We start from the raw sequence: 23,347 nt of genomic DNA, 5'->3' as shown, positions 1-23,347 counted from the left end.
TGATTCGAACACAATGATCTCAGGGAAACAGGATTATTTTAATGTGGCACAAAGTGAATTAAAAAATAGTGTTTTTAAATCTCCACATACAAAAGAGCGTTTCAGTCACGAAGCGCTCCTCTTGTATGACTACCCGTCTGGGATAATTTTTTTCGAACGTTTTCGTTTAAAGCATCCATCTCTTCAATGAACTGTTCACTCGAAGCGATGATCCGCTCGGACGACTGCTCTGTCGTTTTAAGGGCTTCGAATACGTTATCGAAAGATTCCTGTAGAGCTTCCATACTGATTGCCGGATTCTCCATCATTTGTGTCGTCTCTTCCGCATTTTCCCTTAGATTCCTGGAGTTTGAGAGTAGCATCTCCTCGGTCGCTTTATTGACACCATTCACCGTGTCAATCACTTTCCTCTGATTATTCAAAGCCAGCTGAATCGAAGCGGAGACGGTAATAATATTCTTCGTCAGCGTAACCGCATTACGAATCGATTCCTTCAACTTTTCATTGTTTTTCTTAATTATATCCACAGAAGAAATACTCTGATGCAACACACTCTTCATCTGTGTCATGTTTCTCGTACGTGTAATGATCTTCTCTTTTCCTTCTGTAAGAAGTGCCACATCGTATTCGCCCGTAGCTTCCTTTTCTTTCAAAAGCTCAAACAGCTTCTTCCCAAGATAGATTTGCTTGTCCAGGTCATAAATACGCTTCTGGGCGTTTTCTTTGATAAGCTGCAATTCTACGCTGTCTTCTTCAAGGCGATCTTTACCCGCAAGCAAACTGCGAACAACCGTATCAATCTTCGAGTCGACCGTTTCATACTTCTTTAAGTAGCGGTCGATGGGCTGCTTTTTGCTTAGTTTATAGAAGAACCTCTGCACGGCATTGCCTTCGGTGCGTTTTGGATCAAGGTCCGACACGATCACCTCGAGTTCACTCAACGTTTCGGGAATGTCATTATTGCCTTTGGTCATGAGAGCGTTTACCGGACGCTTTAACGTTTCCATCGTCTCCCCGGCGACGCGCTGTTCCTTTTCTCCGAGGTCCCCTAGTTCTCTCATCACTTTTGAAAAGGAGTCATCCCTGGAAGATTCGAACCTTCCCGCGTAGGCTTCAGCCTCTTCGTTCAAGCGGTCGATATCTTCTTTTTCAATAAGAGTTATCGCTTCTCTCAAATCCTGATGGTTCATTTCAGCTTCTTTGTCTTTATACAAAGAATTTTCACTCATGTTCATACCTCCCTGTCACTAGTTGGTTTTGAGAACTACAAAAAGTTCGGTTGCTAAACATTTTTTTATTTCTGCGAGAAGAAGCTTTCGTCTTCCTTGTTATACTTAGATGCAATAATCCCTTTGCTCCTGGCAAAATTCTGGGCATGACTTTCTTCTTCTTTTCGCTCAAGTGTTTCGATGAATTTATGCAAATCATACATCGTCTCTACCAGTTCATTTTTCCGGTTTTCTTTATTGGCCTCCGACAATAGCTGAAACGAATCGATGAAGTTAGGAACGTCTTTGTCGATCATCGTCTCAAGGGCGTATTGTTCTTCGATTTCGAGTTCTTCCATTCGTCTAAATTGTTTCACTGTCCGTTTTTTAAAAGACGCCCACTCCTTTTGAAGTTCAGGATGGTTCTCAAGAAAGGGGAAGTCCCAGCCTTCGAGGGTCGCCTCTCCCGGGTGTCCGAAGAGGTTTTTCCTCCGGCTCTTTCTCGGCGCTCCACGTAGGAATCCAGATACGTGTATAAAACCTTCGAAAAACCACGCAATGTGTCTCTGAGCCCTTTTCTTCTCGTGAATTCTTCTTTCAAAAACGTAGGGGCAAACGCCTTTTTTTCTTTTCCCATTTCAAACCGGCCAAGCAGCATTTGCGGCGGCTTCCCGTATACCTCGATGGTAGCCTTGAAGGTGTTGGAAGTTGGAATAACTGCGGTGAAAAAGACGCCGTTCCAAAATCCATCCAAAATATATCTCATGTTCATCTCTACCAGTTCTTTTATATGCAGATCGAAATAAACAGGGCGTTTCCCTTTGATCACCTGCTTCATTTCTCTCATCGTGTGAAAATCGATGTAGCGTTGGTATTCGGAGGTATGCGGCATGAATGTTCTTTCCAAATTTTCAAGCGTTGAAGAGTAGAAGTTTTCCATGCTTCGTCAGCCCCTTTTGAGTCCTTTCTTTTCCGCAACAACAAGTTTCTATGATACTTCAAGAATACCACAAGTCGGGGGTTGATAATAAGAAATGGCCATGTACTCTCGACCAGACTAAACAGATAGTCGCCATTTTGGAATGGGAAGGAGAGGAAGCTTTGAGGCGCCCTTTTTATCAATGTTAGCCTGTTCTCTATGGATTTTTACTTCTAAACCTACACATACTGGATTTTGATTGGATACCATAAGAAAATCCGGTCAAAATAAGGAAAGCTTCCCAGTAGTTCACTGAGCTATTGAGAAGCTTTCTGTTTTTAATAGACTACTTACTCCAAACTGTTCAGACAACTTTTACTTTTGTTTGTTTTACCGTCAGTTTTGAGTGGTTTATAATGAAGGCAAATTAGGAAAGACAGGAAGTGCCTATGAGTAAACGAATGAAGAAGTCCAAAAATAAAACTCACCGGGCTGATCAACACTCCGGAAAGCAGAACTCAACTCAATATAATCAATCTAAAGGAAAGCATAAGAAAACCTTTGGTCATAAACGCAGTCAGAAATCCATAACCGCAGAGGTGACCTGCTCAGGACTGAACGATGAAGGTAAAGGCATTGTGCAGTGGAACGGGAAGCAGCTGGAAGTACCACTTTTGCTGCCTGGGGAAAAGGCTGAGGTGAACATATTCCAAAAAGGGCGATCTGTGCATGCGGAGTTAAGTCGTGTGATCTCTTCAGCAGAAGAACGGGTCGACCCGCCGTGTCCGTATTACTACGAGTGCGGGGGATGCCAGCTTCAGCATATGAGCAATCAGGCGCAATCCCGTTTCAAGCAGAAAACGATAGATACCCTGATGAAGCCGTATGGAAAGCCTGAGCCGATTTTGACGATGGATCATCCGTATGATTACCGGAACAAGAGCCATACGACATTCGGTCTGAATCATAATCGTCAGGTCATTGGCGGTTTGTATGCTCAAAATACTCATGAAATTATTCCGATGGATCGCTGTCTCATTCATGATCCAAAAGCGGACGAAATTGTGCAGACCATTAAGGACTACTTGAAGAACTCGAAAATGCAGCCGTATAACGAAGACACCAGACAGGGGTTCTTGCGGCACGTGTTAATCAAAGTTGGCAAAGTCAGTGGAGAAATCATGGTGGTACTTGTCGCAGCCTCCTCCGAGTTTAAGGGTAAAAAGAAATTTGTAAAAACTATGCGCCAGGCTCACCCGGATATTACAACAATGCTTCTGAATGTGAACAAACGGGATACAAGCGTTGTTCTTGGCGATCAGGAGCAAGTGCTGTTCGGAAAGGGAACGATTACAGACACCTTGTGCGGATTGGAATTTGAGATCTCATCAAAGTCCTTTTATCAGATTAATCCTGTCCAGACGGAAAAGTTGTATGGAAAAGCGATTGAAATGGCCGGGCTGACTGGAGAAGAAACCGTGATCGATGCCTACTGCGGGATTGGTACGATTGGTCTTGTTGCCAGTGGGAAAGCTGGTAAGGTGATCGGCGTAGAGGCGAATAAAGATGCGGTCCGAGATGCTATCCGGAATTCAAAGCGTAACGGTGTGAAGAATGCTCGGTTCTACCAGGGTGATGCTGGAGAATTCATGGTAGAGATGGCAGCGCGCGGTGAGCAAGCCGATGTTGTGATTATGGATCCACCGAGAAGCGGAAGTGACGAAGCATTCTTATCAAGCGTGGTGAAGCTTCAGCCGAAGCGAATCGTATATGTGTCTTGTAATCCGGAAACGCAGGCGAGAGATTTAGAGTACTTGGTCAAGAACGGATTTAACGTTGAAGGAATTCAACCGGTGGATATGTTTCCACAGACTTATCACGTAGAATCAGTTGCGAAGCTAGTACGCAAGGTGTAGTCAACATAAGATTACTGTAAAGATTTAGATGATGAGCGAGTATGTGTTGAATTGATATCTTAAAGATTAAAGTAGCTCTTGAGAGTTCTAAGAACTCTCAAGAGGCCTTTAAGACGGAGCAAACCACTTAGTGGGTTAGCTGATGATGAAAATTCAGCTGAAATTGCTGAAGACGGATAACACTCATAATTAGAAATGTGATATCTAGTGATATTCTAGTTCAGAACATCTCTCTTGCATTTTTGTTCACGAATTTGTGAAATGTTTCACAAAAGGTAAGCGTTCTCAAGTGGTATGATAAATTCATCAAAAGAAACAAGGAGTGATAATCATGATTCTTTGCGAATGGAAAGACTTTAATACTGATACAGAAACCTACACGCTGGAGGCTTTTGAAGAAAGTATAGGTGATGAGTTTCATGCAATGGATATGAAGGATGGAGATGAAATACCTTCCTATATCTGGACTACGAATTATGTTGTGATTGTTAAACAAAATGCACGGATTTACCAAGATGTTTCTTTTGTCAAAATTCCGCGAAATCCAGTTTGTGAATAGGATAGGATTTGTTTTTTTATAATTAATCATGTGAAAAACTTCACAATATCATAGGAGTGATTATAATGGCAGTGGTAGAAAAGCAAATGAAGGTGGAAAAGGTCTCTGAAATGATTGATGCGCTGGTGGGTAATGCGAAAAGAGCGTTAGCGGGATTGAAAGAATTGGATCAGCAACAAATCAATACCATTGTGAAAGAGATGGCTCTTGCTGGATTAGATCAGCATATGCCACTTGCTAAATTAGCGGTAGAAGAGACGAAACGAGGCGTGTATGAAGATAAGATTATTAAAAACCTATTTGCCACTGAATACATTTATCACAATATTAAATATGATAAAACCGTTGGTGTGATTAATGACCTTAGCCAAGAGGGTATGGTTGAGATTGCGGAACCAGTAGGAGTCATAGCTGGCGTCACTCCTGTTACCAACCCAACTTCTACAACCATGTTTAAAGCCATTATATCAATCAAAACGGGGAACCCGATTATCTTTGCGTTTCACCCTTCTGCTCAGAAGTGCAGTCAGGAGGCAGCGAGAGTGGTGAGAGATGCTGCTATTCGCGCTGGCGCCCCAGAAAACTGTGTCCAATGGATCGAGTCTCCTTCTTTAGAAGCCACCCAAAGACTTATGAAACATGAGGGTGTGTCTCTTATTTTAGCCACAGGAGGAGCGGGTATGGTGAAATCCGCATATAGTTCAGGGAAACCGGCTCTTGGGGTGGGTCCAGGAAATGTCCCTTGTTATATTGAAAAAACTGCAAACCTCAAACGATCTGTGAACGATTTAATTCTTTCCAAAACTTTTGATAATGGAATGATTTGTGCGTCAGAGCAAGCGGTCATTGTTGATAAAGAAATCTATGAACAGGTCAAACAAGAAATGATCGATAATAAGTGTTATTTCTTAAATTCGGAAGAGCAAGAAAAAGTAGAAAAGCTAGTCATCAATGAAAATTCTTGTGCGGTTAACGCGGATATTGTAGGGAAGCCAGCGTTCGAAATCGCACAAATAGCAGGGGTAACCGTTCCGGTAGATACTAAAATCTTAGTTGCAGAGTTAAAGGGTGTGGGTCCAAAATATCCTCTATCTAGAGAAAAGCTGAGTCCAGTGCTTGCCTGTTATAAAGTGAACTCCACAGAAGAAGGCTTAAAAAGAGCAGAAGAAATGCTTGAATTTGGAGGGGTAGGTCACTCTGCCGTTATTCACTCTACAGATCAGCAGGTCATCGATTCCTTTGGTCTACGCATGAAAGCAGGGCGTTTAATCGTGAATGCACCATCTTCTCAAGGAGCTATCGGTGATATTTATAATGCTTACATGCCTTCCTTAACATTAGGGTGCGGAACATACGGTGGGAACTCCGTATCTACCAATGTAGGAGCCATAAACTTAATCAACGTGAAGAAAATGGCGACGAGAACCAATAACATGCAGTGGTTTAAGATACCACCTAAAATTTACTTCGAAAAGAATTCTATTCAGTACTTAGCAAAAATGCCTAAGATTTCAAAAGCCTTTATTGTTACAGATGAGGGTATGGTGAAATTAGGGTATGTAGATAAAATCTTGCACTACCTACGCAAACGCCCAGATTATGTACATTGTGAGATATTTTCTGATGTAGAGCCGGACCCATCTAGTGAAACCGTGATGCGCGGAGCGGAAATGATGAAGCAATTTCAGCCAGACGTCATCATTGCTTTAGGTGGAGGATCAGCGATGGATGCTGCCAAAGGAATGTGGCTCTTTTACGAAAGCCCTGAAACAGATTTTAACGGATTGAAGCAAAAATTCTTAGATATTCGGAAACGTGTATTTAAGTACCCTGAATTGGGATTGAAGGCTCAGTTCGTAGCGATTCCTACCACATCTGGTACAGGATCAGAAGTTACTTCTTTCTCTGTCATTACGGATAAAGAAGAAAATGTGAAATATCCATTAGCTGATTACGAATTAACACCAGATGTAGCCATCATTGATCCGCAGTTTGTGATGACTGTACCGAAAACGGTTACGGCAGACACGGGTATGGACGTGTTAACCCATGCGATTGAAGCCTACGTGTCTAATATGGCAAACGATTTTACAGATGGGCTTGCGATGAAAGCAATCCAACTTGTGTTTGAGTATCTTCCAAGAGCTTACCGCAATGGGGACAAGGATGAAGAAGCACGTGAGAAAATGCATAATGCCTCTACCATTGCGGGAATGGCCTTTGCGAATGCATTCTTGGGTATTAATCACAGCTTAGCCCATAAATTAGGTGCCGAGTTCCACATTGCTCACGGCCGTTCCAATGCTATACTCATGCCGCACGTGGTCCGATACAATGCAATGAAACCAACGAAATTTGCAGCTTTTCCAAAGTATGAGCATTTTAAAGCAGACTTACGTTACGCTGAAATTGCCCGTATGCTGGGCTTACCAGCACGCACAACTGAAGAAGGTGTGGAAAGTTTAGTACAAGCTATTATCCGCTTGGCGCAAGAGCTTCATATTCCGATGAGTATAGCCGAAAATGGGGTAGATGCAAAAGGGTTTGAAGATAAACTGGATGTATTAGCAGACCGTGCATTTGAAGACCAGTGTACAACGGCGAATCCAAAACTTCCACTTGTAACGGAATTAGCTCAGATTTACCGCGAAGCGTATAAAGGGGTGTAACATCTAAGCTTTATCTGTAAATCGAAGTTCTCTTATATGGAGTGAGGATTAGAAGAGGCGTCTCATTAGTTGACAAAACTTTTGAGAAGCCTCTTTCTCTATTAAATCAATCCCGTTAGGCGAAAGGGCTATAAGGCCAAGTCTAGTGATATGAAAGTCTGAGTGAAGGGTGAACGATAATGGAGGAGTAATGCGGAATGGTTATGATCGTTCTGGTTGCTTCGCAAAAAGCTGGTAAAGTTATTGCACTAGAGTTGAAAAGGTGCGGTTTGCGACTCCATTCGCCATTCCAATGAGGTAATCGTACATCCACCTGGAAGAAGGAGTGACAGAGCGTTCCTATGTAGCGTGGTCAAGCTACAGCCTGAGCGAGTTGTGTAGGGCACACATGCGCTAAATTTGAGCCACTTTACCAAGAACGGATAATGACGTAAATGAAGGGGGGCGGGCAGTGGGCATGTTTCCTCAGACTTCACATGTGAAAGCAGTCGCAAGTTCGGGAAAGCTTAATAGATAATGGAAGCCATAGTAACGTCTTACATGTAGTGAAACCCGTGCCATCTCTTTCCGAATGTCGGGGGAGGGCACGGGTTTCGTTTTTTATTATAACGTTGTGGCAAATAGCGGAAAGTTACTGTGTCAGTATGTGCATAGCATGTTGAACTCTCTCTTCAGTCGGTGGTGAAATGTGTTCAAGTTTGTAATCTAATCCTAAGTTATGCCACTTATAAACGCCGAGCTGATGATAGGGAAGGACTTCAATTTTTTCAACGTTTGAAAGAGTCTTGATGAACTGGGCTAAAGGATATAAATATTCATCGTAGTCACTGATTGTTGGGACTAGAACATGTCGAATCCATACAGGAACGTGTTTTTCGGACAAATAGGTAGCAAAGTCCAATATGTGGTCATTTGGTAACCCTGTTAACTCCTTGTGTTTAATGGTATCGATATGTTTGATATCCAGTAAGACCAAGTCCGTGACCTCTAAAAGTTCATCTAAGCGTTTTAAAAAGTGAGGAGAGCGATGAAAACATCCTCCAGACGTATCAATCGTCGTATGGATTCCGAGCGTTTTTAACTCACGGAACAACTCACTTAAAAATTCTATTTGGATTAGAGGTTCTCCTCCACTTACTGTCACCCCACCATTTGAAGCTTGGAAATAAGGAATATAATCTTTAATGTCATCAACGAGCTCTTTTACTGTCTTTTCCTCACCCTGGTTGATTTTCCAAGTATCTGGGTTGTGACAGAATTGGCACCTTAGGAGACACCCTTGTAAAAAGATGACATACCGTAACCCCGGTCCATCCACCGTTCCGCAAGTTTCAACAGAATGGATACGTCCTTTCATGTTTTATGCCCTCCTTTCTTCCACAACGAATTTACATACTTTGGTGGAATGTTCGGTTGATTACATCAATTTGTTGTTCTCGGGTCAGCTTGATAAAGTTGACGGCATATCCAGATACACGAATCGTTAGCTGTGGATATTCTTCTGGATGATCCATAGCGTCTAGCAGCGTTTCGCGGTCAAAGACGTTTACGTTTAAATGGTGACCCCCTTTCATGATGTACCCATCCAGCATGCCTGCAAGGTTACCAGAGCGCGCTTCTTCCTCCTTTCCAAGCGCTTTTGGCACGATGGAGAAGGTGTTTGAAATCCCATCAAGTGAATACTCATAGGGCAGTTTAGCCACAGAGTTTAAGGAAGCGAGTGAGCCGTTTTTGTCTCTACCGTGAAGAGGGTTCGCTCCTGGCGCAAATGGTTCTCCTGCTTTCCGTCCATCTGGTGTATTGCCGGTTTTCTTACCGTAAACCACGTTTGATGTAATGGTTAAGATGGATTGTGTTGGCTTAGAATTCCGATACGTATGATGGGTACGAATCTTGTTCATAAACCTCTTAACGAGATCAACAGCAATGCTGTCAACACGGTCATCGTTGTTTCCGTATTTCGGGAAGTTTCCTTCTATTTCAAAATCAACCGCTTTGCCATATTCATCTCGGATTACGTTTACATGCGCATATTTAATCGCGCTAAGAGAATCGGCTACAACGGATAAGCCTGCAATTCCACATGCCATTGTTCGAAGGACTTCACGATCATGTAGAGCCATTTCAATTCGTTCATAACTATATTTGTCATGCATGTAGTGAATCACATTGAGCGTGTTTACATAAAGACCAGATAACCAATCAAGCATAAGGTCGTATTTTTCCATTACTTCCTCGTAGTTCAAGGTATCCGATGTAATCGGTGCATAAGCTGGACCTACAGGAATGTTTAACTTTTCATCGATTCCGCCATTAATGGCGTATAATAGAGCTTTTGCAAGGTTGACACGTGCACCGAAAAACTGCATTTGTTTCCCAATTGCCATGGCAGATACACAACAAGCAATCCCGTAATCATCTCCATAAGTCTCACGCATCAAATCGTCATTTTCATACTGAATTGAACTTGATTTAATAGACATTTTAGCGCAATACTTCTTGAAGGATTCAGGAAGTTTAACAGACCATAGAACAGTTAAATTAGGTTCAGGCGCCGGTCCTAGATTCTCTAAAGTGTGTAAAAAACGATAAGAGTTCTTTGTGACAAGTGGGCGGCCATCTAGAGACATACCTGCTAAGGACTCTGTAACCCAAGTAGGATCTCCACTGAAAAGTTCATTGTACTCAGGTGTACGGGCAAATTTCACGAGTCGGAGTTTCATGACGAAATGATCGACTAATTCTTGAGCTGCTTGCTCTGTTAGAATCTCATCCTTTAAGTCGCGCTCGATATAGATATCTAAAAAGGTAGAGACACGACCAAGGCTCATAGCGGCACCATTTTGCTCCTTAATTGCTGCTAAGTAGCCAAAATATAGCCACTGGAAAGCTTCTTGAGCTGTTGTGGCAGGCTTAGAAATGTCAAAACCATAGATTGCACCGAGTTGTTTCAGTTCTTGCAAGGCACGAATTTGCTCGGAAGTTTCCTCACGATCACGAATTATGTCTTCTGTCATGGTGCCATTCCCAATCAGATCAAACTCTTTTTTCTTCTCAGCGATGAGATGATCGACACCATAAAGGGCGACTCTTCGATAATCTCCTATAATACGTCCACGTCCATAAGCATCTGGAAGACCAGTAACGATCCCTGCTTTACGTGCGAGCTTCATTTCAGGAGTATAAGCATCAAAAACTCCCTGATTATGAGTTTTGCGATAGTCAGTGAACGTTTTCTCTACTTCTTCATCCACTTCGAACCCATAAGATTCAGCGGCCATCACAGCCATGCGAATGCCGCCAAATGGCTGCAAGGATCGCTTGAATGGAGAATCTGTCTGAAAACCAACAACCTTTTCTGTGTCTTTGTTAAGATATCCAGGTCCATGCGAAGTAATGGTAGAAACGATTTTCGTATCTAAATCTAATACACCGCCATTTTCTCGTTCTTGTTTCGTTAAATCCATAACGTGATCCCATAAAGTGAGAGTATCAGCCGTCGGTCCCTGTAAGAACGATTCATCCCCTTCATAGAGAGAGTAGTTTCTGAGAATAAAGTCGCGAACATCGATCTCCTGCTGCCATCTTCCTTTAGTAAACCCATCCCATGCCGAATTCCGTTTCACTTGCGCTACCATACTCATTTTCTGAAACCTCCTTAAATAATATGAAAATTGTTCAGTGTTTCACAAAGATGTGCAAATTTTTTTGTGTTTCTCTTTTTATTATATAGGATAGTGAAGGATATATTGTGTGTTTTTTCACAAATGAAGGAATCCAAGAAAAGAGTCATAAAACATTCAAAAAAATGACAACAGTTTTACATTGAATATGTCTGAGAAAGTGGTCAGAATCCCTTGTGATGATTATGTGAATTTCCCAGCCCGTTATTATAAGGTACTCATCCTTCTTGCAGTACCCTTCTAGAGAAAAAGGTGAAAAAGACAAGAGTGGTCGAGGATAGTGAGAGGAAAATATCCTTAATCATGAATGAAAGTTGTGAAAAAGTGTTATTTAGGAGTGAGCCGGGAACAGCAAAAAGAAAAGGTGATAGAAGGTAGACTGCTTTTCTTGAAAAAAGAACCAAAAGGAGGAAATATAAATGGCTAACCAAACCTCAGAAAACCAGGAGACCCTCAAGAAAATTAAAGACATGATTAAAGATGAGAAAGTAGCAATGCTGACCACGATATCCCCTGAGGGTAGGCTGATGTCCCGGCCGATGCATACGCAGGAAGTAGAAATGGATAAGGAAGAGATCTGGTTTATTACAGAAAAAGATACAGAGAAATATGAGGAGATCAACCGTAATCCTGCGGTTAACCTTGCCTACGCAGGCAAATCCTATGTATCAATTAGCGGAACTGCTGAATTCGTCCAAGATGACAAAAAGAAAAAAGAATACTGGAATAAGATTGTCGAAAAAGTGCTGAACACTTCTGCCGATGACCCGAATGTTGTACTGGTCAAAGTGACACCTGAAATCGCCGAATACTGGGAGTCTGGCATAAGTGTTAAGACCGTCAAGGAATTTGTAAAAAAGATGGCCAGCAGAAATTCTATGGAAGAAGGCAATGATTTAAAAGATACTGTCCACTTTGATGAAGACGCGAAATAACTGAAAGTCTCTCTTAAGATGTTCTCTTAAGAGAGACTTTTTTTGTTAGGATCTATTAAGTCCAATTTAGTCTAATTATGCACTAATGCTTGGAAGGGGGAGCATTACGAGATTCACCAAGCCCTTGTTCCAGTGGCTCTGTGTCCATTTTTTCTTACCATCGGTGCTCTCCCGCCTATATCATCATTTTTTATCTGCGTCGGTACTGTTCGGCGATCACAACTGGCTTCTATTTCCTTGTCGAATGTTCTGGATTTATCCCTGAATTGACTTTGACATCCCTAAAAAGTCATGTTAGTGTTAAAAACGTTAAATAAATTCTTAACAAACTTAATTCACTTCAGAATTGGAGTTGATCAAATTGAACTTGAACTTAAAACTTCAACAATACATTAATGGTAAATGGGTGGACGCGAAGTCGGAAAATACGCGTACTATTATTAATCCATTTAACCAGGAGATCATTGCCGTCGTTCCAGAAGGTGATGAATCAGATACAAAAGAAGCAATTGCTTCGGCAAGAGAAGCATTTGATAACGGAGAATGGGCTTCTACCCCTGCAACAGAGCGAGGAGCTGTCGTAAGGAAGATTGCTGAACTAATTGAAAGAGACAAAGAAGAATTGGCGCATTTAGAATCATTGGATACCGGCAAGACAGTAGAAGAAAGCCGTGGAGACATGGATGATATTGCTGGAGTATTTCGTTATTATGCAGAAATTGCAGATAAAGATGGTGGGGAGATGATCGATTCTCCAGTGCCAAACTCCATCAGTAAAGTGGTTCACGAACCAGTCGGTGTCTGTGGCCAAATTACACCTTGGAATTATCCTTTACTTCAAGCGTCCTGGAAATTGGCGCCAGCGCTTGCAACTGGAAATACGTTAATCATGAAGCCAAGTGAAATCACACCACTTACGACCATAAAAGTATTTGAACTGATGGAAGAAGCAGGAGTACCAGCTGGTGTTGCCAATCTAGTTCTTGGTACAGGTGCTACAGTAGGCAATGAGTTGTCTACGAATTCGGATGTAGATCTTATTTCTTTCACAGGCGGTATCGCAACAGGAAAGAAAATTATGAAAGCGGCTAGCGCGAATGTGAAGAAGCTTGCTCTTGAGCTTGGTGGGAAAAACCCGAACGTCATCTTTGCTGATGCCGATTTTGATCTTGCTGTTGATCAAGCATTAAACGGTGTCTTCTTCCACGCAGGACAAATCTGTTCCGCTGGTACAAGACTGATTGTAGAAGAAAGCATTCACGATGATTTCGTTAACGCGCTTGTGGAGCGAGTGAAAAACTTCAAGCTGGGAAGCGGTTTTGAGGAAGATACCCAAATGGGACCGCTCATTTCAGCTGAACACCTTGCGAAAGTAGAAAAGTATGTGGAAGCAGGGATTGAAGAAGGGGCTACATTAGCTGTTGGCGGAAAACGCCCGGAAGATCCTGAATTACAAAACGGATTTTTCTACTTGCCAACGATTTTAACAGACTGCACCACAGACATGAGTGTTGTTCAAGAAGAAGGCTTTGGTCCCGTGATCACGGTTGAGAAATTCCGTGAAGAAGAAGAGGCTGTAAAACTCGCGAATGACTCCATCTACGGACTTGCTGGCGGCGTCTTTACAAGCGATATTGCAAAAGCTGAACGCTGTGCAGCGAAGATGCGTATGGGTACAGTCTGGATTAATGAATTCAACCTTTATTTCCCGCACGCGCCATGGGGTGGATTCAAACAGTCTGGTATTGGACGCGAACTAGGAAAGCTGGGAATTGAAGAATATACAGAAACCAAGCATATATTCCAAAACCTTAAACCTGAACCGATTAACTGGTTCTAAGCTACGCATTCTAGTATTTAACTAATAAATCAAAAAGATAAACTCAACTAATAAATAAAGAAGGGTTCATGGGCAATGGTTTCCTATTGTCCGAACCCTTTCCATTCAATTTAACATCAAGGAGGAACAGATATGACAGAAGCATATGATATTGTAATTGTTGGTGGCGGAAGTGCAGGTTCCGTACTTGGCGACCGCCTAAGCGCAGATGGAAAAAAGAGTGTTCTTGTATTAGAGGCAGGACGCAGTGACTATTCTTGGGATCTATTGATTCAGATGCCGGCAGCGTTGCCGTTCCCTTCTGGAAAAAACCTTTACGATTGGCAATATGAATCGGATCCTGAGCCATATATGAATGGACGTCGTATCCCACATGCGCGCGGAAAAGTACTTGGAGGTTCCAGCTCTATCAACGGTATGATTTATCAACGCGGAAATCCGAAGGACTATGAACGCTGGGGATCTGACGAAGGAATGGAAAACTGGGATTGGGCGCACTGCCTTCCGTACTTCAAGCGTCTGGAGAATGCGTTAGGCTCACCAGATGATGAACTCCGTGGTCACGACGGGCCGATCAAATTGGAACGCGGACCAGCCAAAAACCCTCTATTCCAAGCCTTCTTTAACTCAGCTGTAGAGGCTGGTTATAACAAAACCCCTGATGTGAACGGCTTCCGTCAAGAAGGATTCGGTCCGTTTGATAAGCATGTGTACAAAGGTCAGCGCTTGTCAGCATCACGTGCTTACCTACATCCGGCAATGACTCGTGAGAACCTCACGGTGAAGACGCGTGCTTTCGTGACAAACATCGATTTCGAAGGTACACGTGCGAAAGGGCTGACGTATCGTCGAAATGGGAAGACACACAAAGTCGAAGCAGGAGAAGTCATCCTGTCAGGTGGTGCAATCAACACGCCGCAACTGCTTCAATTGTCTGGTGTAGGGGATGCTAAGCACCTTCGTTCCCTTGGCATTGATCCGGTTGTTGATCTTCCAGGTGTCGGAGAAAATCTTCAGGATCACCTTGAAGTTTACGTTCAACACGCATGCCCGGTTCCTGTTTCCGAACAGCCTAACTTGCAGAAGCGTCGTATGCCATGGATCGGCCTTCAGTGGATGCTTGGACGTACAGGTCCAGCAGCAACGAACCATTTCGAAGGTGGAGGCTTTGTCCGCTCAAACGAAGACGTCGACTACCCGAACTTGATGTTCCACTTCCTTCCGGTAGCCGTACGTTACGATGGACAAAAAGCACCAACAGATCACGGATTCCAGGTACACATCGGACCGATGTACTCTGATGCCCGCGGATCATTGAAAATTAAGTCGAAAGATCCGAAAGAGCATCCGAGCATGGTCTACAACTATCTATCTACCGAACAAGACAAACGTGAGTGGGTAGAAGCAATTAGAATTACTCGTGAGATTATGTCTCAACCATCTATGAAAAAGTACAATGCAGGAGAAATCTCACCTGGCCCTACTGTTCAGACAGAAGAAGAGATACTGGAATGGGTAAGAGAAGACGCAGAAACTGCCCTGCACCCGTCTTGTACAGCTAAGATGGGACCTGAATCAGACCCTATGGCTGTCGTAGATCCAGAAACTATGAAGGTTCACGGACTTGAAAACCTACGAGTAGTTGATGCTTCTGCTATGCCTTACGTAACAAACGGCAACATTCATGCACCTGTATTGATGTTGGCGGAAAAGGCAGCAGACCTGATCCTTGGACGTAAACCGCTGGATCCGATTGATGCTGATTACTATCGTCATGGAGAACATCCAGCTGATGCAGGCACAGTAAAATAATGCTTTCTATGAGAAGGCCTCTTTCAAAATGTATTGGCTAGTCGAGCATACATTTATGAGAGAGTCCTTCTCTTTTTTCTGGAAAATCATTTTATAATATTGTCTTATTAATGAAATGGGATAAAGCACTCTCACAAACTCTATCAGATTTTGCTTCTTCTCTTTTCCGATAAGTAAAAATAACCCAAATGAGAGGTTTAACTACCTATCATTTGGGTTATTAGTGTTTATATGGAATTTTTAATCTAAAGCACGATACAAGAAAGCACTGAATTCAGCTCGTGTTGCTTCTTCGTTAGGTCGGAATGTGTTGTCATTGTATCCTGTAGTGATAGAATTGGAAGCTAGTGCGTACACTTCGTCATATGCCCAATGAGAAGAGTTCATATCTTCAAAACTATAAGAACTGCTATTGCCGCTTAATTCGAAAGCTCTAGTGACGATTGCTGCAATTTCAGCTCTGGTAATATCTTCATCTGGTTTGAATTCACCATTTCCATAACCATTGACTAGACCAGCTTTAACCGCTGCATTTATGTATTCATACGCCCAGTGAGATGAGGGAACATCGTTGAATTGACCGGATGAAGAAGGTGTAAGGTTCAAGGACTCGATCGCCATTTTAGCAACTTGCGCTCTGGATACATTGTCATTTGGTCCAAAGCTTCCGTCAGGCAACCCATTGATGATCCCTTCTTCATTTAAATGTTTAATCTCATCATATGCCCAGAAATCAGTTGAAACATCGCTGAAGAAACTGGTATTTAAAAATCTTTTTGCCCCCGTATATTTATCTCCCCAATATCCAGAGAAGACCGGATCAATGGCAACTCCACTGCTCTTGGTAGAAGAAATCATTTCACCATTTCCGATATAGATCCCTACATGGGAAATACCATCTTTATATGTACCCGAGAAGAAGACCAAGTCTCCTTTTTGAAGATTAGATGCTGAAACATAAGTACCTTGCTCGTATTGGTCATAGGAACCTCTTGGTAGATCTACCCCAAAGTTCTCCATTACATAGTATGTATATCCTGAACAATCAAAACCATCTGGTGTTTCTCCACTCCATTGGTATGGAGTTCCAAGATATTTTTTTGCAAAATTGATCACTTCATCTCCTGAAGCCGATGCTGCATGAGTTTGCGGTACAAATAGAACCATAGCCATAAAACTAGCTAAAACGACACTGACAAATTTCCTCCTCAAAAGAATACCTCCTGATTATGTATTGATTGGTAGTTTTTTCTCCCACAAATATCGTAGCATATTATAATTCGACACGATTTTACAGTTGTGTAACAAATCTGCCAAATTTCTTTCTTTTTCTCTTATTACTAGAGGGTTGGGAGTCAGTTTCGCCTTATATAGATTTTTTTGACACCTGTATACTTTTTTTCATCAACTACTAAATAACAGAGATGATTTCCCTTTTGGTGTCAGGTTACACCATCTAGAATTAGTGAAAAAAACCCTCAACAACTCAGAAGTTGTTGAGGGCTCCTTACCATATATTCTTACTAATCTCATTACATAAAAGAATCGTGTATCCTCTCTGCAGTATTAATTGTGCTGAGGCGCTTTAATAGGACTACTTTTCTCGTGACGAATGGTCGCCTGAGCAGCTGCAAGCCGTGCAGAAGGGACACGGAAAGGGGAGCAGCTTACATAATCCATTCCTAAATTAAAGCAAAATTGAATCGATTCTTTTTCTCCGCCATGTTCTCCACAAATCCCAGTTTTGAGAGTGGGTTTTGTTTGTCTTCCGAGGTGCACACCATTTTCTACAAGTTTCCCTACACCTTCCTGATCTAACGAAACAAATGGATTTCTTTTTAGTACATCGCTTTCTACATAATGCTGGAGAAACTTACCTTCAGCATCGTCGCGGCTAAATCCAAAGGTCGTTTGAGTTAAATCGTTGGTTCCAAAAGAGAAGAAGTCTGCCTCTTCAGCGATTTGATCGGCTGTTAATGCTGCACGAGGTGTTTCAATCATGGTCCCGATAAGGTAGTCGAATTGTTGGCCTGTTTCTGCCTGCAGCTGGTCGCCGATATTCATCACCAGTTGACGCATTTCTTTTAGTTCATTCACATGACTGACCAAAGGAATCATGATTTCAGATTTAACGTGGATTCCTTTTTTCATGACGTTAGACATCGCGTTAAAGATGGCCATGACTTGCATTTCATAGATCTCAGGATGGATCATTCCTAAGCGGCAGCCTCGATGTCCTAACATCGGATTTGATTCTTCTAATAAACGTACTTTCCGTAAGAGGTTTTGCTTTTCTTGCAGCTCGGATGAATCAGGATCGGTCAGTTGCAGCGTTGTCACTTCAACGAGCAGTTCTTCTTTGTCCGGCAAAAACTCATGGAGTGGTGGATCTAATAAGCGAACGGTTATCGGATGTCCTTGCATCGTTTCAAAAATTTGCTCAAAATCCCCTTGCTGCATAGGCAGGAGTTGATCAAGAGCTTCCTTACGTTCAGAGGTGGTTTCTGACAGGATCATACTCTGAACCGTAGGGATGCGAGAGGCATCCATAAACATATGCTCTGTACGGCAAAGACCGATGCCTCCTGCTCCGAATTCCAGTGCTTTAGCAGCATCGTTCGGGTTATCAGCATTTGCTCTAACTCCCATTTTTGTTTCTTCATCCGCCCAGCGAAGCAGCAATTGGAATTCATCGGACAGTTCTGGTTCGATCATTGGAATTTCTCCAAGGAAGATTTCGCCTGTTGAACCATCAATCGTAATCGTATCCCCATGGTTTACAGTGGTATCCCCTACGATAAATTGTTTGGATTCCAGGTGGATTTTTATGGAGTCACAGCCACATATGCAGGCTTTCCCCATTCCTCGAGCTACAACGGCGGCATGGCTGGTCATTCCTCCACGGCTTGTAACGGTCGCCTGGGCAGCTACAATTCCGTGGATATCATCAGGTGTTGTTTCAGGGCGGACAAGAATAACTTTTTTTCCATCCCTGGATAGTTCCTCGGCTTCATCCGCATCAAAGACGACTTGACCTGTCGCTGCCCCGGGGGAAGCAGGCAAGCCTGTGGCTAATTGCTCCATCTTATGGTCAGGATCAATTCGGTGATGGAGGAGCTGGTTGAGCTGATCAGGATCTACACGTAAAAGCGCTTCTCGTTGATCCATGATCTTTTCTTTTACCATTTCAACAGCGATCCGAATCGCCGCCTGGGCGGTGCGTTTCCCTGTCCGCGTTTGGAGGATAAACAGTTTCCCGCCTTCTACAGTAAATTCAATGTCCTGCATATCCTTGTAATGGTTTTCTAACAGCTGACAAGTATCGATTAACTGCTGATAGACATCTGGCATTTCGTCCTTAAGGCTGGCGATCGGCTGAGGCGTACGGATACCTGCCACTACATCTTCTCCTTGAGCATTGATCAAATATTCTCCATAAAGCTTAGACTCGCCGGTGGAAGGATTTCGGGTAAAAGCAACTCCCGTACCAGAATCATCTCCCATATTTCCAAACACCATGCTTTGAATATTGACAGCTGTACCCAGGTGGCCAGGAATATCGTGCAGGCGGCGATACAAGATCGCCCGCTGGTTATTCCATGAGTCAAACACGGCATTAATCGTAAGGAAAAGTTGTTCCTTTGGATCTTGAGGAAAGCTTCGTTTCGCCTGTGTGGCCACAATCATTTTGAATTCTTCAATGACCTGTTTCCAATCGTCGGCTGTTAGTTCTGTATCGGAATGGTAGCCTTTTTCTTCGCGAATGTCTTCTAACCGATGTTCGAAAAAGTAGTGATCTACATCCAGAACTACATTACTGAACATCTGAATAAATCTGCGATAAGAATCATAAGCGAATCGAGGATTGGCTGTAAGCTCTGCCATTCCTTTTACCGTGTCATCGTTCATTCCAAGGTTTAATACCGTATCCATCATGCCAGGCATGGAATGTACGGCTCCTGATCGGACAGATACTAGGAGTGGGTTTGTTGGATCACCTAAGCGTTTGTCTGTTTTGGCTTCAAGGGTTTGAAGGGCTTGTAATACTTGAGATTCCACTTCTGGTGATATCATCTGTCCTGCATCGTAATAGGCGTTACAAGCAGCAGTTGTAATTGTAAAACCGTAAGGAACAGGCAACCCAATACGAGTCATTTCGGCTAAATTGGCGCCTTTTCCACCCAACAGTTCCTTCTTGCCGCTTTCAGATTGATCAAATAAAAATACGAATTGGTTATCCATTATGCAAAGCTCCCCCTTTTATTAAACATCGCTAAAATTATGTCAGCCGTCTCTTCTATGGCCTTATTCGAGACATCAATGATTGGACAACCGATTTTTTTCATAATGTTTTCAGCGCATGTTAGTTCTTCAAAGATTCGATCTAATGAAGCATAATTTGCTGAGTTTGTTAATCCCAGACTTTTTAGTCGTTCTCTGCGAATGTCATTTAATTTTTCAGGTGAGATGATTAAACCAATGCACTTTTTTCTTGGAATTTTAAAAAGCTCTTCAGGAGGCGGGATCTCTGGAATAAGAGGTACATTGGCGACCTTGAATTGTTTATTGGCCAGGTACATAGAAAGTGGAGTTTTGGATGTTCTAGAGACTCCAATGAGGACGATGTCTGCTTGTTTTAATCCTCGTACTTCCTGCCCGTCATCATACTTTACGGCAAACTCAATCGCTTCTACTCTTTTGAAATAATTCTCATCCAGCTTTCTCATTTGCCCCGGTTCGCGATTAGGCTGCATATTGAATTTTTGAGTGAACGCATCCATCAGAGGATACATTAAATCGACAGCCAAAATTCCTTCTTCTTCAGCTCTGTCGTCAAGATACTGCTTTAAATCTTGAAGGACGATGGTGTAAGCAATGATGGAATGACTATACTTCGATACAGTTATGACATTATTAATATCCTGTTTGTCCTCGACATAGGAAAAGTGCTTAATCTGAACTTCCTGCCCAAAAAATTGGCTTGCCACAGCCTTTACCATTAATTCTGCTGTTTCCCCGACTGAATCTGACACGACGTAGACCGTTTCTTTTTGAGTCACTATCAATCTCCTTATCTTTAAGAATTCAAAGCATCGGTGTGAACTAAGATAGTTAAGTATAGGGACGTCATTTACTTCTCTTTACTAATGTGCTCTATTAAACCAATGTAACACACTATTAAACTTAAAAATTTAATTATGTCATACTAATTACTGAATAGTATAATACCATTATCTTTGATCTGTTACAACAAAAAGATGGTTTTTTCGGTAGAGGCATGACGAATGAAGCGATAAAAGAATTCTAGATTCATAACATAATCTGGCTTGCCGTGGTGACATATAAAAAAGGTGAACCTGTAACAGGTCCACCTTTTTAGAGTGTTATAAGAAGAAAACCACAAACAACTGAAGATATATCTGCACCATCACATAAAACGCAATGGCGTATTTATAGTTAAATAACAATCCGTTCTTAATAATACTGAGCCGGTTCACAGAACTTAAAATGATTGAAGGTAAGATCAGTGGAGACAACATAATCGATATAACGCTCCCTGATGTAATACCAAGAACGACAATTTCCGGTGGATAAGGCAATTCGACACCTTGTAAAATCCCCGAGACGAGTACAATGACCGTCAATGGACCAAGCCCGATAAATCCTAATATGATAACAACGAATGGAAGGACCCACAAGAAGTTTAAGAACGGTACAGCGTCAGTCACATAAAAGAGACCGTCAATAATATATTCACCATAGCCTGAAAGATGTACCGCATTGATTAAGAATCCCGCGGCCAAAAGAATGGAGAACTGTTGGGCTTTGTTTGGGATGCTCTTTTCCAAATAGATTTTTCCATTCTCCGAAATCGCGCTGGTTCTTTTACGAACAATAAAGTAGAGGATGACCCATGCGACGATCACGATAGGAATAATGAGCAGTAGTTGGACGTCCCAAATCGCATTGAGAAGGAAAATGGAACCAAATAATGTGACAAATAGAAAGCCGAATTCGAGCGCATCGCGATTTCCTCTCGTATCCTGTTTCTTTTGCTCGGCGATCTTATCCAGCTGCTCCTGAATGCCTGCTGTAAGATCTACTCCGTAATGTCTTTCTTGATAACGCGAGAAAAGAACGGAAATTAAGATACCGGCGAAGGAGATGAAAAAACCCTGCAAGATCGATAAACCTAACGATGCATCAAGCGCATGAACAGCGAAGATAAAGCTTGGAATGCTGACGACCCACATCGTTGTTAAGGAGAAGGCTCGGAGTAGAGCTGTTCCTTTATAGTTCTCCCACGCTACCCCTTTTTGATCGCTTAAAAAGTCGTTGATCATTCCATAGACCATCGGAATCGAACCAAATAAAAGGAAGTACGAAATAATTTGAGTAATCACCATCATCCCGAAGTAAAATTTTCGACTCGTATTGAGCAGGTTTTGCGCAAAGTTGATAACAGATTCAATATATGGCTTCTCTTCTAACACCCAGCTAATTGCAGGGACGATGAGTAAGAGCGCGATCAAGCCACTCATCACTGTAAACCCAGACACCGTTCCTTCTATAAGGGATGTCCCTGCGGAAAGGTGAACAATTAAAGCAATGACGAGAAGCAAAAGCGAAATCGCAGCTTGTTTGAGAGGCAAGAAGAAATACCCTATTAAAAAGGCGGCCAGACCGAGTAAGGATAGGGCGGTCGATAGCGTTTCCCCGCCTGTAAAAGAAACGATAAAATGCATGAGGACATATAAACTAATAAATAAGGTATAGCCTCGTTTTGCGAGTTGTACCATTATGGATGCTCCAATCCTGGTTCAAAGTTTTGACCTCAAACATAGTAACATATGGAACAAAAATTAGCTTAAATCCTGCTTTCTAAAGCTTTTACTGTAATCTAGAGCTATATTCCTACTATTCTTTTTAAAAAAGAAAAAGTTTTGTGGAGCTATCAAGTGTGAGCATCATCCATACACTTGTTTCTTTCAAATAAGGTTTTACGTACCAACAAAAAAGAAATAGGGTACTAGTGGGTCAATTAACTACAAGTGAATGGGGAGGAATTATAAATGCGCTATCTTGTAGTTTCAGATATACATGGAGATATTCAAAAGTTTGAAGATGTATTGAAAGAAGCTTCGTACAATCCAAAAGAAGATCAATTAATCCTACTGGGAGATTATATAGACCGGGGGCCTCAATCAAGAGATGTTGTAGCAAAGGTCAAAGAACTAGTGGAGCATGATGGTGCGATTGCCATTAAAGGCAACCACGATGACATGTTCATTCGCTCCAAATTTGATGAAAAAGCTTTAGAGCTCTGGGAAATCAACGGAGCCTCGACTACGTTAAAGTCGTATGAAGGAAAATCGGAGGAGATGGAGGAGCATCGTCAATGGCTGGAACAGAACCTTCGTCTTTATTATGAAACGGAAGACTATATTTTCGTGCACGCAGGGCTCCAACCTCATACGCCATTAAAAGCCCAGGAGGAAGACACGATGCTATGGACCCGGCACAATGAGAGAATAGGACTTGGGAAAACGGTGATCCACGGTCATACACCGGTTAGAGATATTGCCTATTACAAAGACCAGGTGGATATTGATACAGGGGCAGTGTTTGGAGGAAAGCTGACGCTATTAGAACTTCCTTCGCATGAAGTGTACACGGTATCTTAAATAGAGAAGTTAAACCTGAAAATTGTAACCTGGAAGATCAGGAAAGATCAATGCTAAGAACCTCACATTCGTTTATTTAATGATTGTGAGGTTCTTATTTTACTGTAGAAGACCTTGAGCC

General features: G+C 42.3%; 16 protein-coding genes. 7 read left to right on the top strand and 9 right to left on the bottom strand.

Features of this window, described 5'->3' with window-relative positions; genetic code table 11:
• Positions 1 to 101: 101 nt before the first annotated feature.
• The 3 genes from HM131_RS18860 to HM131_RS18850 form a co-directional block, all read right to left on the bottom strand.
• A complete protein-coding gene (locus HM131_RS18860) occupies positions 102 to 1,229 on the bottom strand; it encodes a toxic anion resistance protein (RefSeq protein ID WP_085031232.1) in 1,128 nt (375 codons plus the stop codon).
• Between the two features lie 65 nt (positions 1,230 to 1,294).
• The gene (locus HM131_RS18855; RefSeq protein WP_085031231.1) at positions 1,295 to 1,585 is read right to left on the bottom strand and encodes a hypothetical protein; all 291 of its coding nucleotides are present in this window, start codon (positions 1,583 to 1,585) and stop codon (positions 1,295 to 1,297) included.
• Positions 1,582 to 2,148, bottom strand: coding sequence for a hypothetical protein (locus HM131_RS18850; RefSeq protein WP_085031230.1), 567 nt, complete (start codon positions 2,146 to 2,148; stop codon positions 1,582 to 1,584). The genes HM131_RS18855 and HM131_RS18850 overlap by 4 nt, the downstream gene beginning before the upstream one ends.
• A 428-nt stretch (positions 2,149 to 2,576) precedes the next feature.
• On the opposite strand from HM131_RS18850, the gene rlmD reads away from it, so the two are divergent.
• The 3 genes from rlmD (at position 2,577) to adhE (ending at position 7,271) form a co-directional block, all read left to right on the top strand.
• Positions 2,577 to 4,043, top strand: a complete 1,467-nt coding sequence (gene rlmD, locus HM131_RS18845; RefSeq protein WP_157130869.1) for a 23S rRNA (uracil(1939)-C(5))-methyltransferase RlmD — start codon at positions 2,577 to 2,579, stop codon at positions 4,041 to 4,043.
• A 331-nt stretch (positions 4,044 to 4,374) separates the two neighbouring features.
• Positions 4,375 to 4,602 (top strand): hypothetical protein, encoded by a 228-nt coding sequence (locus tag HM131_RS18840; RefSeq protein ID WP_085031229.1) that lies wholly within the window; start codon positions 4,375 to 4,377, stop codon positions 4,600 to 4,602.
• Between the two features lie 65 nt (positions 4,603 to 4,667).
• A complete protein-coding gene (adhE, locus tag HM131_RS18835) occupies positions 4,668 to 7,271 on the top strand; it encodes a bifunctional acetaldehyde-CoA/alcohol dehydrogenase (RefSeq protein ID WP_085031228.1) in 2,604 nt (867 codons plus the stop codon).
• Between the two features lie 631 nt (positions 7,272 to 7,902).
• On the opposite strand, the gene pflA is transcribed toward adhE, so the two are convergent.
• Both pflA and pflB read right to left on the bottom strand, forming a co-directional pair.
• Positions 7,903 to 8,628 (bottom strand): pyruvate formate-lyase-activating protein, encoded by a 726-nt coding sequence (gene pflA, locus HM131_RS18830; protein WP_085031227.1) that lies wholly within the window; start codon positions 8,626 to 8,628, stop codon positions 7,903 to 7,905.
• A gap of 31 nt (positions 8,629 to 8,659) precedes the next feature.
• The gene (pflB, locus tag HM131_RS18825; RefSeq protein WP_085031226.1) at positions 8,660 to 10,915 is read right to left on the bottom strand and encodes a formate C-acetyltransferase; all 2,256 of its coding nucleotides are present in this window, start codon (positions 10,913 to 10,915) and stop codon (positions 8,660 to 8,662) included.
• A 458-nt stretch (positions 10,916 to 11,373) separates the two neighbouring features.
• Between pflB and HM131_RS18820 the strand changes: the two genes are divergently transcribed.
• From HM131_RS18820 to betA, 3 genes are all read left to right on the top strand, one after another.
• A complete protein-coding gene (locus tag HM131_RS18820; RefSeq protein ID WP_085031225.1) occupies positions 11,374 to 11,889 on the top strand; it encodes a pyridoxamine 5'-phosphate oxidase family protein in 516 nt (171 codons plus the stop codon).
• 367 nt (positions 11,890 to 12,256) lie between these two features.
• On the top strand, positions 12,257 to 13,729 hold the full coding sequence (betB, locus tag HM131_RS18815) for a betaine-aldehyde dehydrogenase (protein WP_085032122.1): 1,473 nt from the start codon (positions 12,257 to 12,259) through the stop codon (positions 13,727 to 13,729).
• Between the two features lie 132 nt (positions 13,730 to 13,861).
• Positions 13,862 to 15,541: a choline dehydrogenase gene (gene betA / locus HM131_RS18810; RefSeq protein WP_085031224.1), complete on the top strand. Its 1,680-nt coding sequence runs from the start codon at positions 13,862 to 13,864 to the stop codon at positions 15,539 to 15,541.
• A 240-nt stretch (positions 15,542 to 15,781) separates the two neighbouring features.
• Here betA and HM131_RS18805 read toward each other — a convergent pair whose 3' ends face one another.
• The 4 genes from HM131_RS18805 to HM131_RS18790 form a co-directional block, all read right to left on the bottom strand.
• A complete protein-coding gene (locus HM131_RS18805; protein ID WP_232324823.1) occupies positions 15,782 to 16,753 on the bottom strand; it encodes a C40 family peptidase in 972 nt (323 codons plus the stop codon).
• Between the two features lie 354 nt (positions 16,754 to 17,107).
• Entirely contained in the window at positions 17,108 to 19,783 is a 2,676-nt protein-coding gene (gene ppdK, locus HM131_RS18800; RefSeq protein WP_085031223.1) for a pyruvate, phosphate dikinase, read from the bottom strand.
• Positions 19,783 to 20,601, bottom strand: a complete 819-nt coding sequence (locus HM131_RS18795) for a pyruvate, water dikinase regulatory protein (RefSeq protein ID WP_085031222.1) — start codon at positions 20,599 to 20,601, stop codon at positions 19,783 to 19,785. Before HM131_RS18795 ends, ppdK begins: the two co-directional genes overlap by 1 nt.
• 324 nt (positions 20,602 to 20,925) lie before the next feature.
• The gene (locus HM131_RS18790) at positions 20,926 to 22,341 is read right to left on the bottom strand and encodes a hypothetical protein (protein ID WP_085031221.1); all 1,416 of its coding nucleotides are present in this window, start codon (positions 22,339 to 22,341) and stop codon (positions 20,926 to 20,928) included.
• A gap of 273 nt (positions 22,342 to 22,614) precedes the next feature.
• On the opposite strand from HM131_RS18790, the gene HM131_RS18785 reads away from it, so the two are divergent.
• Positions 22,615 to 23,226 (top strand): metallophosphoesterase family protein, encoded by a 612-nt coding sequence (locus HM131_RS18785; protein ID WP_085031220.1) that lies wholly within the window; start codon positions 22,615 to 22,617, stop codon positions 23,224 to 23,226.
• Positions 23,227 to 23,347: the final 121 nt, after the last annotated feature.

The organism is Halobacillus mangrovi (assembly GCF_002097535.1).
In the GTDB taxonomy this organism is placed as follows: Bacteria; Bacillota; Bacilli; order Bacillales; family Halobacillaceae; genus Halobacillus; species Halobacillus mangrovi_A.
The sequence above is the reverse complement of the archived record's forward strand: the minus strand, read 5'-3'. Positions and strand labels throughout refer to the sequence as shown.

What these genes read in the sequence shown, in the direction of transcription:
- HM131_RS18850 (WP_085031230.1), bottom strand. Translation starts at nt 2,148, where the DNA reads ATGGAAAACTTCTACTCTTCAACGCTTGAAAATTTGGAAAGAACATTC.
- pflB (WP_085031226.1), bottom strand. Translation starts at nt 10,915, where the DNA reads ATGAGTATGGTAGCGCAAGTGAAACGGAATTCGGCATGGGATGGGTTT.
- ppdK (WP_085031223.1), bottom strand. Translation starts at nt 19,783, where the DNA reads ATGGATAACCAATTCGTATTTTTATTTGATCAATCTGAAAGCGGCAAG.
- adhE (WP_085031228.1), top strand. Translation starts at nt 4,668, where the DNA reads ATGGCAGTGGTAGAAAAGCAAATGAAGGTGGAAAAGGTCTCTGAAATG.
- pflA (WP_085031227.1), bottom strand. Translation starts at nt 8,628, where the DNA reads ATGAAAGGACGTATCCATTCTGTTGAAACTTGCGGAACGGTGGATGGA.
- rlmD (WP_157130869.1), top strand. Translation starts at nt 2,577, where the DNA reads ATGAGTAAACGAATGAAGAAGTCCAAAAATAAAACTCACCGGGCTGAT.
- HM131_RS18790 (WP_085031221.1), bottom strand. Translation starts at nt 22,341, where the DNA reads ATGGTACAACTCGCAAAACGAGGCTATACCTTATTTATTAGTTTATAT.
- HM131_RS18840 (WP_085031229.1), top strand. Translation starts at nt 4,375, where the DNA reads ATGATTCTTTGCGAATGGAAAGACTTTAATACTGATACAGAAACCTAC.
- HM131_RS18860 (WP_085031232.1), bottom strand. Translation starts at nt 1,229, where the DNA reads ATGAGTGAAAATTCTTTGTATAAAGACAAAGAAGCTGAAATGAACCAT.
- HM131_RS18820 (WP_085031225.1), top strand. Translation starts at nt 11,374, where the DNA reads ATGGCTAACCAAACCTCAGAAAACCAGGAGACCCTCAAGAAAATTAAA.
- betA (WP_085031224.1), top strand. Translation starts at nt 13,862, where the DNA reads ATGACAGAAGCATATGATATTGTAATTGTTGGTGGCGGAAGTGCAGGT.
- HM131_RS18785 (WP_085031220.1), top strand. Translation starts at nt 22,615, where the DNA reads ATGCGCTATCTTGTAGTTTCAGATATACATGGAGATATTCAAAAGTTT.